A 13605-nucleotide genomic window follows, 5' to 3' on the forward strand; every position below is an offset into this window, starting at 1 on the left:
ACCGTCGACGGCATCGTCGGCTCCAACACCTGGCAGGCGCTGGTCGCCTGACGCGGACCGCCCGCACCGGCAGGCCGGGAGAGGGCGTCGAACGGACCGGACGTCGAGACAAGGAGAACTCATGAATCCAGCAGGACACCCGGGCCGCCCCGTCGGCCGACGCACCCTGTTCCGGGGCGCCGCGGGCGTGGCGGCCGCGCTCGGTCTGGCGGTCGCGGCCGACCTCGGCTCGGCCGGACCGGCCTCGGCCTACGGGTGGAGCCGTACCCTCCAGCAGGGCGATTCCGGCTCCGATGTGGTGGAGTTGCAGATCCGCGTGGGCGGCTGGGCCGCCTCCACCGCCCAGCAGACGTATGTGGCCTGGGACGGCGCGTTCGGCCCGGCTACGACTGCCGCCGTGCAGCGCTTTCAGTCGGCCTACGGCCTGACCGCGGACGGCGTCGTCGGCCCGCAGACCCAGAGCGTGCTCAACAGCCTGGAGAGCAGCGACGGTTCGACCGCCCACTTCGACTGGAGCGAGTTCTACTCCGCCGACGGCTCGGGCTTCAGCGGCGGCAAGGTCGGGTCCACCGAGGTCAAGGAGAACGTGCGCCGGCTGATGTACAAGCTGGAAGCCGTGCGCAAGAAGGCGGGCAACAGCGCCATCACCATCAACTCCGGCTTCCGCAGCGTCTCCCACAACGCGGCCGTGGGGGGCGCGTCCAACAGCATGCACGTGTACGGCGTCGCCGCCGACATCGTGGTCTCCGGTTACACCACCCTGCAGACCTACCGGATCGCCGAGACCTGCGGCTTCTCCGGCCTGGAGGCGTACACGCACTCGTGGCAGCACGTCGACAGCCGCGTCCAGTACCCCTCGTACGGCTCGGGCTCGTGGTGGTGGGAGAGCGGCGTGGTGTGATCCGCGGTTCGCGAACCGCCGCCCCTGCGGTCCGCCGCGGCGGGTCCGGCGGTTCGCGCCGCCGCGGCGGGCTGCGGTCCGAGGTGTGCGACGGCCATCCGTCCCGGACCAGGCACCCCGTGATGCCGGCAGGAGCTCGACCACGGCCGCCCGACGGCTGAGGCGTCAACCGCTGCGGGGGCGCACGGCAGCCGTCCGGCAGCTCAACCACCAGAGCCCGCGGCCGCGCCGGCGGGTCTGTGTAGCCGACCACTGCGGCACCTATCGGCTCAGCGTGCCGGACCTTCCCCCATATCCTCGACGGCCGGTGGGTCGACCGCGCGCTTGGCGACCACCCCCTTCTCCCCGCTGTGCGCAGGAGTCGTTCCACTCACGCCGCGTGGCGATCTCGTCGGATGTCGGTACGGCCTGAATGGGCGGCCCGACGCCCGAGGGGACGTCGAGCCTCAGCGTGCGCCGCTCGACTGACGGCAGCACCCGTTGATTACCAGCTCGCTGACCACGAAGTGCATCCGGCCCATCGCACGGACGGATACCGGCAGCCCGTGCACGGTCTGGACATGGTCGAGGAAGCTACGCCCACATCAGGGGCGACGGCGATCTCCTCGCTGACCTCGAACGCCCCGCGACACCGATACGAGGCTCTGCACCAGCGACTGGCCACGCCCTCACCACCCGGTGTCCGCTCCATGCCTCAGCCCCCTCGGGTGCCCAAACGTGCTTCGGCCCGTATCCCCCCAACTTGACCTCAGGCGTGCGGGGGTCAGGCAGGAATTTGGCGTCTCTGGGCCCTTCTCGTCCTGGCGGTACGGGCTGAGGCATGTCTCACAGATGTGCCGTACCTGGCGGTTCGGCGGGAAAGCGAATGCGTAACCGCAGGGAGGCTGACGTGTCACGCGATCGGATGGGACTCGCCGAGGTTCTGGCCGCGGCCGAGGATGCCGCGCCGGTGGGTTCCCTCGGCGTCGTGGCGCGCAATCTGCACGACCGGTTCGGCGCACGATACGTGTCTTTCCTGTTCGTCGATGTCGTCGGCCGGCGCCTGCTGCGGGTCAGCGAGGAGGCGGCAACGCAACAGGAGCGCCGCGCCGAACACGTTCCCTTCGACGACAGCGTCTACGACGAGGTTCTGCGCACCCAGAAGCTGGTGCAGGTCCCGGAGGACGATCGCGTCCGGCGGGTGCTCGCCCCCGTCACCAACCGAGGCGACACCATAGGCGTCCTGGAGCTGTTCCTCACCCAGGTCACGCCCGACGTGCTGGAACAGGTCGAAGAGGCCGCGCATGCCTGGCGTACATCATCGTCACCGACCGCCGGTTCACCGACCTCTACCACTGGGGCAACCGCACCACCTCGGTCAGCCTGGCCGCGGAGATCCAGCGCCAACTCCTGCCCTCGGCCCCTTCCTGCCAGGCCCCCGAGTTCGCCCTCGCCGGCTCCCTGGTCCCGGCCGCCGACATCGCCGGTGACACCTTCGACTACACCCTTGACCACGACACCCTGCACCTGTCCGTCACCGACGCCATGGGCCATGACGTCGACGCCGCCCTTATGGCCACCCTCCTGGTCAACGCCTCCCGCGGCGCCCGCCGCGCCGGTTGCGACCTCGTCGAACAGGCCCGCCAGACCCACCAGGCCCTCCTCGACCACGGCCGACATACCTTCGCCACCGGCCAGTTGCTGCGCATCGCCCTGGATGGGACCAGCGCCCAAGTCGTCAATGCCGGCCACCCTTGGCCCCTACGGCTGCGCGACGGCACGGTGACCGAACTTCGTCTGGCCGTGAACCTGCCTTTCGGCGTCGCCGCGCACAAGGGCCCGTACCAGGCGCAACACCTCGACCTGCGCCCTGGTGACCGCCTCGTGCTCTACACCGATGGAATGCAAGATCGCCAGGCGGGAAAAGTCGACCTGCCCGGTCTCATCCGTGACACCGCCGCCGAGCACCCGCGCGAGGTCGTGCGCACTCTGGCCGCCGCGGTCACCGACGCCTGCAACGGTCACCCGTCAGACGACGCCACCGTCCTGTGCCTGGACTGGCACGGCCCGCAGTATCCGCAGGCCGTCGCGCGAACCCCGACGCGGGGCCCCGGGCGAGGGCCGGCCAACGGAACAGGAGGCTGATACTGGTGTGATCGCCTGATCGCCTGATCGCCTGATCGCCTGATCGCCCGATCGGCTTCGCCGGTGTGCTGAGGAACCCAGCCAGCTGGTGACCGACTGTGGTCGCCGGCGCCGTATCGCTCCAGGTCCTACTGGCCTCGTGGCGGGCCCGGGTGGGGGGCTTGTCGTGGTGGCCGAGCGAGTCCACTACGACGGCGCGGTATTCGGCACGGGGTCGGAGGACTGCTGCGAATGGAGGGTGTTAGCTTCCTTCCCGTGGCGGAGCACCAGGATGAGACCAGGGCGGCCTATGACGGGGTCGTCGAGCTGTATGCGTCGCTGTTCGCCAATGGGCTGGAGACGCGGCCGTTCGCGCGGAACATGATCGGCACTTTCGCCGAGCTGGTGGGTGGGACGGGGAATTCGCGGGTGGCCGACGTCGGCTGCGGGCCCGGACATCTGACGGCCATGCTGCACGATCTGGGGCTGGATGCCTTCGGGCTCGACCTCTCCCCAGCCATGGTCGACCACGCCCGGCGGGCCCATCCGGCGCTGCGGTTCGACGAGGCGCGGATGGAGGCCCTCCCGGTCGAGGACGGCACGCTCGGCGGAGTGCTGGCCCACTACTCGATGATCCACACGCCTCCTGGGGAACTACCCGCGCTGCTCGCCGAACAGGCGCGTGTCCTGGCACCAGGGGGCCTGCTCCTGGTCTCGTTCTTCGCGACCGACGCACCGGAGCCGGTCCGCTTCGACCACAAGGTGACGCCCGCCTATAGCTGGCCGGCGGACCGGTTCGCCGAGCTGCTGGCCGGGGCCGGGCTCGTCACATTCGCCAGGCTGCTCCACGACCCGGCCTCCGAGCGGGGCTTCCTCGACGCCCACTTGCTGGCCCGCCTCCCCTAGAGCATGGCTTCTACTGGCGGGCTCTCGTCGTCAACCGTCGCTGGCTCCCTGAGCGAACCAGCCTGTTGGTGACCTTGCGGGATCTCCTAGGGGCGTCTTGCGGGATCTCCTAGGGGCGTGGGGCGTGGGTGCGGAAGAGTAATTTGTCCGAGTTCACCTCGGGGTGGGCCTGCGGCCCCATGGTTTGAAGACGGACAGGGTGACGTTGATGAGATAGAGCAGGAGCGCGACGGCCGGGACGATCACCATGTTGTAGCGGATGAATCCCAGATCCATGCCGGAGATGGGGCCCACCGGATGCCGGGCGACCGCGTCCGCCGCGTCGTGCAGTCTGGCGGTGAGGGCGAAGATCGAGGCCGCCGTCGCCGCGAGGGTCAGCCAGAACTTGGCGCTGACCCAGTAGTAGCGAAACAGCCCCCAGGGCGTGCCGAGCGCCAGTGCCACGCCGCTGGCCAGCGTGAGCAGGCTCAGCGGGATGATCAGAACGTCTCCCAGCATCTCCATCGCCCGGTAGGCGGTCCGCAGTGTGTCGGCATCGTCCGTCGCCAGCGCCCACGTCCCCAGGGTGAGCAAGCAGAGCATCAACGCCAACCAGCTGACGGAGACGACCACATGCACGACGACCAGGCTCTTACGGGCCTTCTGAGACAGCCGGGGGCCTGAACGCCGCCGCGAGCCGTCGCCGGCGGGCGTGGCCACCGGCCGCGATCCGGCGGAGGGAGGCATGCGCACCTCAATCAGTTCGGGGGACAGGTGCCCGGCCATGTTCTCCCGCCCGGCCGCTTGGGTCATCCGCCGGCGGAAGTAACTCCCGCTGCTCCGAGGTGAGTACGGTCGGCGCTCCCAGCAGCTCAGCGGATGGACCCTTCGGGTCCCCGAAGCCGGAGATGGTCGACCGGCAGGGCTACCCGGCGTGGATGCGGGAGGTCGGCCAGGCCTTGAAGCTCGCCGGTACGTCCTCGGTCGCCCACCAGCTGCCGGCCCTCGAGCTCAGTACAAGAACGTCCGCCCCGGCTACTTCACCAAGCTGCGGGACCTGGTCAGATGGGAAGACGTCACCGCCCGCCACACCGCGGCCGCCGGCACCTGACTACCTTGTCGCCGCAGGGCCGGGAAGCCTCCCCCACCATCGCGGTCAAGATCGTTCCCGGCCTCGACGGGCCGCTCGCAGACCTGCCGGCTGGTCCGCACCGAGATCAGCGACGTCACGGTCAAGGAGGCCTACGCCGGCCCCGCCCGCCTCCAGTTGTCCGCCCACGTCATAGCCCCCTTGGCCGACCTCCCCGTCCTTGACATCGTCTCCGCCAGCCACATCGTCACGGACCTCACCCTGGCCCCATGACGCCCGTGCACGACTACCTCGACGCCCAGTAGTACTTCGCTACTCTCGGTCATACCTCCGGATGGCGGGCGGCCCTCTTCCTGTGAGGTGTGGAAAGACGAACACCTTCCGGGGGAGTCGGCGGAGCCCGCCGTGGCGTGAGCTCCCCAGCTTGCCCGCGGTCGCGCTCACCGTCATCCGCCCGGCCCGGTGAAGCAGGCGCGACGCCCCCAGCACCGCGCGTGCCGCGTTGACGGCGCCGGAGACGGAGTGCTGTGCGGGTCTGGTCAGCGGCGGAGGTGGGCGAGTGCGCGTGCGGCGGCGTGGGCTCCGCACATCCCGTGGGCTCCGGGGCCCGGCGGTGTCGCCGCCGAGCAGAGGAAGTGGCCCGGGAGCCCCGTGTCGTACGGGTTGAGCGTCGGGCGGGGACCGAACACGAGCTGAGAAATGGTCTTGGCTCCGGTCATGATGTCGCCGCCGACGTAGTTCGGATTGTGCTCGGCGAATTCCGTGGTGGTACGCACGGAGGTCCCGACGATCCGGTCCCGGAAGCCGGGGGCGAACCTCTCGATCTGGGCGGTGATCGCCTCCGTGGCGTCGCCGGTGTACCCGTAGGGCACGTGGGCGTAGCTCCACACCGGGTGGATGTCACCGACCGAGCGCTGCGGGTCGGCCAGGTACTGCTGTCCGACGAGCACGAACGGCCGGGCGGGCATGTGGCCGTCGTTGATCGCCCGTTCGTTCGCTGTGATCTCGGCGAAGCCGCCGCCGAGATGGACGGTGCCGGCACGGCGGGCGGGCTCGGCGGTCCAGGGGACGCCGCCCTCGACGGCGAAGTCGACCTTGAACGCGCCGGGCCCGCGCCGGAAGCGCCGGTAGGCGCGCGCGATTCGTGGGGGCAGGTGGTCGCCGAGGATGTCGGCGACGGCCGACGGCGCCAGGTCGTACACGGTCACGTCGGTCCGCGGGAGCTCCGACACCGACCGCACCCGTACCCCGGTTTCGATCTTCCCTCCCAGGTCGACGATGAGGGCGGCCAGCGCGTCGGTGATCCGTCGGGAGCCGCCCTCTGCGACCGCCCAGCCGTGCCGGTGCCCGGCGGTGAGGATGCCGAGCCCGATGCTGGCGCTGAGCGGATGGTGCAGCGGCCGGAACCCGTGGGCGGCGACGCCGCCGAAGAGAGCCCTCGTCTGCTCCCTGGTGAACGTCCTCGCCAGGACCGTCGCCGGGACGAGGGCCGGGATGCCGAAGCGCGCCAGCCGGATCGGGTGTCGCGGGACGCGCAGCAGCGGCCCGAGGATGTCCTCGCTGAGCGTGTCGTAGGCCGTCGACGGCCCTGCGAAGAGCTGTCGCCATCGCCGACCGTCGGCGCCGAGACCGACTGCGGTGTCGGTCACCGAGCGGTGCAGCACACCCGCCGAGCCGTCGTCGAGCGGGTGTACGCAGTCGATCTCGGGCAGCCGCCAGCGGAGTCCGTACCGCTGCAGGTCCAGGCTCTGCAGGAAGCCCGATCCGACGGCCATCGGGTGGATGGCCGAGCAGTGGTCGTGAAGGAGGCCGGGCAGGATCGCCTCGCCGGACCGGGTGCCCCCGCCGATCTCGTCGGCCGCCTCAAGGACGGTGACGTCGACCCCGGCCCGGGCCAGGGCGGCACCGGCGGCGAGCCCGTTGGGCCCGGCGCCGACCACGACCGCTGTGCTCATCTGCTCGACCCTCCGTTCCTGCGCGTCGCTCAGACCTGGGTGCCGACGGGTGCGTCGGTTTCGTCGTCCCGCGTGTCCGAGGTCGTCCGTACGGAGGGCGAAGCCTGCCAGGTGACGTTCAGCGGGATCGGGCCGTCGGGCAGCCAGGGCTGGGCGGCGACCGCGTCGGAGACCTTCCAGGTGCCACGCTCCACGACCCCGAGAGCGGCGTCGATGACCTTGTAGTGCTGGACCTTGGAGTGGATGGCCTGCGACTCGACCCAGACGACCACGAGCTCACCGGGGGCGAACCCGACCCGGCGCTGGACGGCCTGGACAAGGGTCTCGTCGTGGAGGTGGCCGTCGCCGAAGTTGAACCCGATCAGAGAGTTGCAGGTGAACTCCCCCTCGCGGACGGTGCGCTCGTCGAGGTCGTCGAGGTTCTTGGCGAGGACGGAGAACAGACCGCGTCCCTGACTGTGCATGGAGCGCCAGGCGATCGTCTGCTGCATGGTGATCTCGGCGACCGCCGGTGGGTAGCCCATCTCCCGCAACTGATCGACCTGGTTCCTGGTCGGGCGGTGGGCCATGGAGTTGAGCTTGTCCTCCGCGCCCGGTGCGAAGGCCCACAAGGCCGAGGCCCAGTTCCCGGCGTACTGCCGCAGGGAGGGCAGGAACGACACCAGGTCCGGACGGAGGTTGCCCAGGACCGGGAAGAACATCAGCGCGACGGCGATGGCCACGGCCAGCCAGGGCGACGACATGTCGGTCACCGCGTAGCCGTCCCAGGCCGGGTGGCCGAGGAACAGGAAGATCGCCAGGTAGCCGAAGAGGATGTTCCACTCCAGCGGCACGGCGAGCGGGAAGGTCGAGGTGATGAACAGGTGGAACACGACCATCAGCAGGACCGCCGCCAGGGTGAGCCAGTAGTTCTGCGAGAACAGCAGCACCAGCGGCGTGACGATCTCCACCAGGGTGCCGCCGACGTGCGCCATGAAGGTCGCGAGCTTCGAGGGGCGGATGTCGCGGGGGAAGTCCCTGTAGTGCGCACGCTTGAGCCACTTGGCCGGGACGCATGGGCTGTTGGAGACCATCGGTGGGACGACGTTGGTGAAGTGCAGGCCGAACTTCGATACCCCGGCGCCGATCCACACGGCGCAGATCAGCAGCTTCGCCGCGATGATCATGTCCACGAACGGCAGGAACGCGAAGAAGACCAGGGCGGGCAGGTACTGCTCACCGCGCGCCGCGAGGAACACCGTCTTGTCGCGCAGGCCGTTGAGTACGTACAGCACGATGGCGGCGATCATGAGACCCGGGGCGACCAGCCCGGAGCCGTTGTCCGGCAGCACGGCCGACAGCGACGCGGACGGCACTCCCGGCAGCACGACGCCGGCCAGCAGCGTGCCCAGGAACCCCAGGTACAGGACGACGTCGCCGACCGTCCGCCGGTCACCGCCCGTGAACGGCACCCGCTTCCACGGCCGGAGTCGGATCGTGCCGGGCCTGGCCCAGAACAGGATCCCTCCGGTCATGGGCTTGAACTTGCCGGCGATCGGCCCCCAGGAGCCGGCGACACCGACAGCTTCGAGGAAGACCAGAACGGGCCGACACCGGACGTCCAGGTGATCAGTGCGGTGCCGGCGAACAGGTAGAGGATCAGGATCTTGACGACATAGGTCGTCGGGATCATCTTCGGTGACCCGAAGCCGTACTCGACCCAGTGCAGGGCCAGCGCCTTCGTCCGCTCGAGGAGCGGCTTGTCGAGGAATGTGTCGAGATCGACCGGAGGAAAGTCCCCCGTCTTGAACCCCATCGTTCATTCTCCTTACGATTCCCTAGGTCGGATTGCGGACACAACGTCCGGCCCCTCGCTCCGGTGAAGAAGGGTTTCCGCGGCTTTTTCCGGCTCAGACGGCCGGGGTCACGACTCGGCGCAGCGACGGTTTGTCGATCTTCCCCACCGGGTTCTTCGGCAGTGCGTCGACGATCGCGATCCGGGTGGGCAGCTTGATCCGGGCGAGCTGGCCGCGGCAGTGCTCGAGCAGGCCCTCCGGCGTCGTCTGCGCGTTCGGGTACAGCGCGACGTAAGCGACCGGAACCTCGCCGAGCACCGGATCCGGCGCTCCGACGACTGCCGCCTCCGCTACGGCCGGGTGGCCGTGCAGGACGTTCTCGATCTCCTTGGGATAGAGGTTCTCCCCACCGCGGATGATCATGTCCTTGATTCGGTCGACCAGGACGAGATGGCCGTCGTGGTCGAACCGGCCGACGTCACCGGTGTGCAGCCAGCCGTCGACCACCGTCCGGGCCGTCTCCTGGGGCCGGTTGAGGTAGCCCCGCATCACGTTCGGACCCTTGATCACGACCTCCCCGGGCCCCTCGGTGACGAATCGGCCGTCCGCGCCCATCAGCGCCACCTGTTGACCAGGTAGGGGCACTCCCACCGTTCCCGGGCGGCGCGGCCCGTCCGGAGGGTTGAGCGTCGACGCGCACGTGCCCTCCGAAAGGCCGTAGCCCTCGACGATCGGGACTCCGTAGCGGTCCTCGAAGCGGGCGATCAGCTCGGCGGGCATCGGTGCCGCCCCGCAGATCACCCGGCGCAGCGACGACGAGTCCGGCTCGACCGAGTCGGGCAGGGCGACGAGCATCGCGTAGATCGCCGGCACGGCGGAGAAGTATGTCGGCCGCACGCGCTCCACGACCTCGAAGAAGGTCTGCGCCCGGAACCGGCCCGCGATCGTCGCGTGACCGCCTGCCAGCAGCGGCGACAGGACGCTGACCACGATGCCGTTGACATGGAACAACGGCAGGACCAGCAGACTGTGATCCGTCCGATCGAGGCCCAGCCCGGCGACGATCATCTCGCACATCGCGCGGACGTTGGTGTGGTCGAGCATCACACCCTTGGGTCGGCCGGTGGTGCCGCTGGTGTATATAAGCAGGGCGAGCGAGTCCTCCCTCGGCGATCCCGAGCCGAGATCCGGGGAACCCGCGCCACCTGCGAGGTCGGCCAGATCAAGCGTGACCAGGGAAGAGTGCGACCGTTCACCCACCACGACCCTTGCTCCGGCGTCACCGATCTGGAAACCGGCCTCGGACTCTGTCAGCGCCGGGTTGACCGGAGTGACCGCGGCGCCGAGCCGCCAGGCCGCGAACAACACCACGACCAGTTCGACCCGGTTCGCCAGCACGACCGCGACGACATCGCCCTCGCCGATCCCGTTCCGGCTCAGGACCGCGGCCGCGGCGCGGACGGACTCGAGGAAACCGGCATTGTCCAGAACGGCGGAGTCGTCGGTCACGCACGGGCCGGCGGGTGCCATTCGAGCCCGCTCGTCCGGAAGCCCCGCAAGATGCATGGAATCGCCCCTCCGCGTCGTCGTTGACCTGCGTAGGGGAAAGCTACGAGCCCCAGCGTGATCCGGAACATGGGCGTTGGCCACGAACCCGATGGCGCTCGTTGTGACGAGGGCACAACCAGCGCCCTGTGACTCACGCAGCTGTCGCGGGCCCGCGAGCCGCCCGCCCGGCCGAGTGAGCGGGAAGACCTGGCACCCGGAAGTCGTCGCGGCTACAGTCCCCGCATGCCCGCCGAAGTCGACGCCGTAGTCGCCGAGGTCGCCCGCGTCATCGACACCGGCCTGCCTCGGCTGACCACCGAGATGACGGACTATTTCGTCGAGGTCATCCCGGAGTTCCGGCACGACGAGACCGTACGCAGGCTCATGACCGCCAGCACGTCGGCGAACCTGGTCGCGATCGTCGACATGCTCGCGCACAGCATCCCCCTCGACCGGATCACCGTGCCACCCGCCGCGGCGGAGTACGCGCGCCGCTTCGCCCAGCACGACCTCTCCCTCGAGGCACTGCTGCGTGCCTACCGCCTCGGAGAGCATCGGTTCGTGCAGTGGGCGCTCGACGCACTCGGAGGCCTCGGCCACACCGACACCACCGCCGTGCTGGCCACGGTCTCGGAGCTGTCCGAGCGCACCAACTGCTACATCGACCAGGTCGTCGAGGGCCTCATCGACATCTACGAGACCGAGCGACGCCGCTGGGACAGCCGCACCGGAGCCGCCCGCGCCGCGCAGCTGCGCCTGGTCCTCGACAACGACCAGATCACCGAGGCGGCAGCGCAGGAGCTGCTCGACGTTCCCATGGGCGACTGGCACCAGGCCGCCACCGCGTGGGTTCCCAGCACGACCACGGACGCCGGGCGGATCCTGCAGAGCGCGACCCGGCTCCTTCAGGAGACAACCGGCCGAGCGCCCCTGACCATGCTCGCCGACGACCGCACCCTGTGGGCATGGATCAGCTCACCCTCGGAACCCGTCATCGACCGGGACCTGCTCGGAAAGCTTCTCGCGAAGAGCGAAGGCCTGCGCATCGCGCTCGGTGCTCCCGGACGCGGTCTGGCCGGCTTCCGGGGCTCGTTGCGAGAGGCACAGCGCGCCCGCGCCGTCGCCGAGACCGCACACGACCAGCGACACAGGCTGCTCGAATTCGACGACGTCGCCGTCGCCGCACTTCTGACCGAGCACTCCGAGGACATCAGCCGCTGGGTAGCCAGGGTCCTGCCGGGTCTCACCTCCAACGACGCGCCCACGCAACAGCTCCGCGAGACCCTGCGCGTCTTCCTGGAGCTCAACGGCAGCTACACCCAGGCCGCCAGCCGCCTCCACCTGCACAAGAACACCGTCCACTACCGGATCCGCAAGGCTGAGGAAATCAGGGGCAAGCCGCTCTCCGTGGGGCGACTGGAGGTCGAGGTCGCTCTGCGCGTGATCGACCTCCTCTACAGCAGAATCGGGTGAGGGTCGGTTACCCGGCGGGTGCGATCACCGTCGCTGCCGCCGGTCCGCTCACCGCCCCGGCTCGGTTGCCGCACTCCAGACCACTTGATCGTCGAACGGACGGGTGTCTGTGCCCAGCCGTCCAGGATCAGAAGATGGCCCAGGCTTCCCTCGGCAGGTAGTGGTAGACATCATCCATGGCCTCGGCGGCCAGGAAGACGGGTCGCGTGAGCAAATGATCGCCGGCTCGCTGCACGCAGAGCACCACGCCAAGAGTCAGCGATCCGGGCTCTGCGCCCGGCAGGTAGAAGAGCTCCGTAAATGCTTCCCGGCTTTCGGCGCGGTCGAACAGCCACTGTTCCAGCTCGGAGGGGACCTGTCCGACCAACGCCGTTTCATCCGCATGGACTTGTGGTCCCCGGCGGGCATCGAGCGAGATTCCACGCAAACGCTCAGCCGCGAAGTAGAGCTTCAGGCCCAATTTGGAGTACGGGTGACACACGACGTCCCAACGCGCGTAGTGCTCGCGCACGGCTGCAGGGACGCCGCCGAGTGCAGCGGAAGCCTCATCGGTAGTCATTCCAAACCGCAGAGGACCCGCGCTCACGAAGGGACCGAAGGTCCAATGCTGTCGTTCACTGTCCGGCAAGACGTCCCACAGGCCCATGTGCCGCAGCCTACGACGAGGCGCTCGGCCACTTTCCAGGGCTCCACTCAACGCGATCGCATGATCGGCCGGACAGCTCCTGGTGCGGCATCAGGGCGACGTTTGCCCCTCCCTGCGTTTGTGGGCATGCCTTGCTACCAGATCGAGGCGGTGGGAAGCTCTGCACATGTCGATCTTGGTCCGGCCCGCTGAACGCAGGGACGTACCCACTCTTGTCCGTCTGCGCATCACCGACTTCGGAATTTCTGCTGTTCAATGGCCTGGCGGTGGGGAGTTTAGCGAGGGCTTGGCGTGGGCGGGGCGGTCTTGCGCCGGCCGTCCCGCGAACGTGTGCCCACGCCGCATGTAATGACAACGTCGGGCAGGTGCTTGGCGGCGTCGTCGCCCTCGGGACCGTTCACCGCACGGTCGCGGAGTGCAGGAGGGCGGCGGGGTTCAGTTGCCAGCAGATGACGGATTTCGGCTGGTATGAGGGCCACGAGGTCGGGTGTGTCCGCCTGGCGCAAGGGGAATCGTGCACGGTGTGCGCATGCCCTTAGCCCATTGGAAGTAACTTGTATTTTGTGCGGTTGTAGGCCTGAAGTAAGGGCATCCGATGGCCAGGAGGTTGATAACGATGGTTCCCCTGCTTCTGGTTCTTCTGCTTGCTCTGATCCTCTTCGGCGCGGGCTTCGCACTGAAGGCACTCTGGTGGATTGCTGTGATCGTGCTCATCGTCTGGCTGCTGGGCTTCGTTGTCCGGTCTGCGGACAGCGGCGGACGAAAGGGCCGCTGGTACCGCTGGTAGGCGAGCGCGCCTGAGCTGGCGAAGCACGCTGCCCGCGAAAGCAAGAGTGAGGCCCGGCCGGAGCACGGTCGGGCCTCACTCGCTTGAGAAGACAGAAGCTGTGATGGCTGGAATAGATCGGGCGTATCGGACGCACCGCAGGGTACGCGTGAAAAGCAGCGGCCCCGCGGAATCAGCAGTGGAACCCTGCCTCCTAAATTCTGCGGGGCCGCCGACCCCGGCTCTCCCTCCGGAGCCGGCCCCACCGCTCGCGACGAACACGGCCCGCCTACCGTGTAGAGCTGCTTTCACGGCTGGCAGGCCCTCATCGAGGCGGGTGTCAGCCGGACGTCGACGTCGATGTTGCAGACAGCGTCCAGAACCTCGCCGCCGCTGGGCAAGAACGACGCCGAGTTCATGCCAGTCCGTTGACCGCTAGGTGGTGTCCGCACTGGGTGGGTAA

At 68.9% G+C, this 13605-nt stretch carries 8 protein-coding genes and 4 pseudogenes; 7 read left to right on the plus strand and 5 right to left on the minus strand.

Translation table 11 applies throughout. The annotated features are described in order from the left end of the window. Positions 1 to 121: 121 nt before the first annotated feature. From ACIQ9G_RS08730 to ACIQ9G_RS08740, 3 genes and pseudogenes are all read left to right on the plus strand, one after another. Positions 122 to 901, plus strand: coding sequence for a D-Ala-D-Ala carboxypeptidase family metallohydrolase (locus ACIQ9G_RS08730; protein WP_403607596.1), 780 nt, complete (start codon positions 122 to 124; stop codon positions 899 to 901). Between the two features lie 889 nt (positions 902 to 1790). Then, positions 1791 to 3025, plus strand: a pseudogene (locus tag ACIQ9G_RS08735) (PP2C family protein-serine/threonine phosphatase). Between the two features lie 255 nt (positions 3026 to 3280). Beyond that, on the plus strand, positions 3281 to 3910 hold the full coding sequence (locus tag ACIQ9G_RS08740) for a class I SAM-dependent methyltransferase (RefSeq protein WP_403607597.1): 630 nt from the start codon (positions 3281 to 3283) through the stop codon (positions 3908 to 3910). Positions 3911 to 4063: 153 nt separating this feature from the next. On the opposite strand, the gene ACIQ9G_RS08745 is transcribed toward ACIQ9G_RS08740, so the two are convergent. Further along, on the minus strand, positions 4064 to 4675 hold the full coding sequence (locus ACIQ9G_RS08745) for a DUF2269 domain-containing protein (RefSeq protein ID WP_403607598.1): 612 nt from the start codon (positions 4673 to 4675) through the stop codon (positions 4064 to 4066). 122 nt (positions 4676 to 4797) lie between these two features. Between ACIQ9G_RS08745 and ACIQ9G_RS08750 the strand changes: the two are divergent. Beyond that, positions 4798 to 4887 (plus strand): annotated as a pseudogene (locus tag ACIQ9G_RS08750) (repressor LexA); the annotation flags it as partial. Between the two features lie 145 nt (positions 4888 to 5032). Beyond that, a pseudogene (locus ACIQ9G_RS08755) lies at positions 5033 to 5284 on the plus strand (acetoacetate decarboxylase family protein); the annotation flags it as partial. Between the two features lie 234 nt (positions 5285 to 5518). On the opposite strand, the gene ACIQ9G_RS08760 reads toward ACIQ9G_RS08755, so the two are convergent. The 3 genes and pseudogenes from ACIQ9G_RS08760 to ACIQ9G_RS08770 all read right to left on the minus strand — a co-directional run bounded on the left by ACIQ9G_RS08760 (position 5519) and on the right by ACIQ9G_RS08770 (position 10275). Beyond that, positions 5519 to 6934 (minus strand): phytoene desaturase family protein, encoded by a 1416-nt coding sequence (locus tag ACIQ9G_RS08760; protein WP_403607599.1) that lies wholly within the window; start codon positions 6932 to 6934, stop codon positions 5519 to 5521. Between the two features lie 29 nt (positions 6935 to 6963). After that, positions 6964 to 8729, minus strand: a pseudogene (locus ACIQ9G_RS08765) (DUF3556 domain-containing protein). A gap of 94 nt (positions 8730 to 8823) precedes the next feature. Further along, positions 8824 to 10275 carry a class I adenylate-forming enzyme family protein gene (locus ACIQ9G_RS08770; protein ID WP_403607600.1) on the minus strand — a complete coding sequence of 484 codons (1452 nt, stop codon included), beginning with the start codon at positions 10273 to 10275 and terminating at the stop codon, positions 8824 to 8826. A 225-nt stretch (positions 10276 to 10500) separates the two neighbouring features. Here ACIQ9G_RS08770 and ACIQ9G_RS08775 point away from each other — a divergent pair, with 225 nt between their 5' ends. Next, positions 10501 to 11730: a PucR family transcriptional regulator gene (locus tag ACIQ9G_RS08775; protein WP_403607601.1), complete on the plus strand. Its 1230-nt coding sequence runs from the start codon at positions 10501 to 10503 to the stop codon at positions 11728 to 11730. Positions 11731 to 11857: 127 nt separating this feature from the next. Here the strand turns inward: ACIQ9G_RS08775 and ACIQ9G_RS08780 are convergent, their stop codons facing one another. Beyond that, positions 11858 to 12376, minus strand: coding sequence for a hypothetical protein (locus tag ACIQ9G_RS08780; RefSeq protein ID WP_403607602.1), 519 nt, complete (start codon positions 12374 to 12376; stop codon positions 11858 to 11860). Between the two features lie 616 nt (positions 12377 to 12992). Here ACIQ9G_RS08780 and ACIQ9G_RS08785 point away from each other — a divergent pair. Next, a complete protein-coding gene (locus ACIQ9G_RS08785) occupies positions 12993 to 13163 on the plus strand; it encodes a hypothetical protein (protein ID WP_037661814.1) in 171 nt (56 codons plus the stop codon). Positions 13164 to 13605 lie beyond the last annotated feature (442 nt).

The sequence above is a fragment of the Streptomyces sp. NPDC096152 genome (genome assembly GCF_044763235.1).
Taxonomy (GTDB): domain Bacteria; phylum Actinomycetota; class Actinomycetes; order Streptomycetales; family Streptomycetaceae; genus Streptomyces.

Excerpts from the sequence above, each read along its gene's own strand:
- ACIQ9G_RS08760 (WP_403607599.1), bottom strand. The coding sequence starts at position 6,934 with ATGAGCACAGCGGTCGTGGTCGGCGCCGGGCCCAACGGGCTCGCCGCC.
- ACIQ9G_RS08730 (WP_403607596.1), top strand. The coding sequence starts at position 122 with ATGAATCCAGCAGGACACCCGGGCCGCCCCGTCGGCCGACGCACCCTG.
- ACIQ9G_RS08775 (WP_403607601.1), top strand. The coding sequence starts at position 10,501 with ATGCCCGCCGAAGTCGACGCCGTAGTCGCCGAGGTCGCCCGCGTCATC.
- ACIQ9G_RS08785 (WP_037661814.1), top strand. The coding sequence starts at position 12,993 with ATGGTTCCCCTGCTTCTGGTTCTTCTGCTTGCTCTGATCCTCTTCGGC.
- ACIQ9G_RS08745 (WP_403607598.1), bottom strand. The coding sequence starts at position 4,675 with ATGGCCGGGCACCTGTCCCCCGAACTGATTGAGGTGCGCATGCCTCCC.
- ACIQ9G_RS08780 (WP_403607602.1), bottom strand. The coding sequence starts at position 12,376 with ATGGGCCTGTGGGACGTCTTGCCGGACAGTGAACGACAGCATTGGACC.
- ACIQ9G_RS08770 (WP_403607600.1), bottom strand. The coding sequence starts at position 10,275 with ATGCATCTTGCGGGGCTTCCGGACGAGCGGGCTCGAATGGCACCCGCC.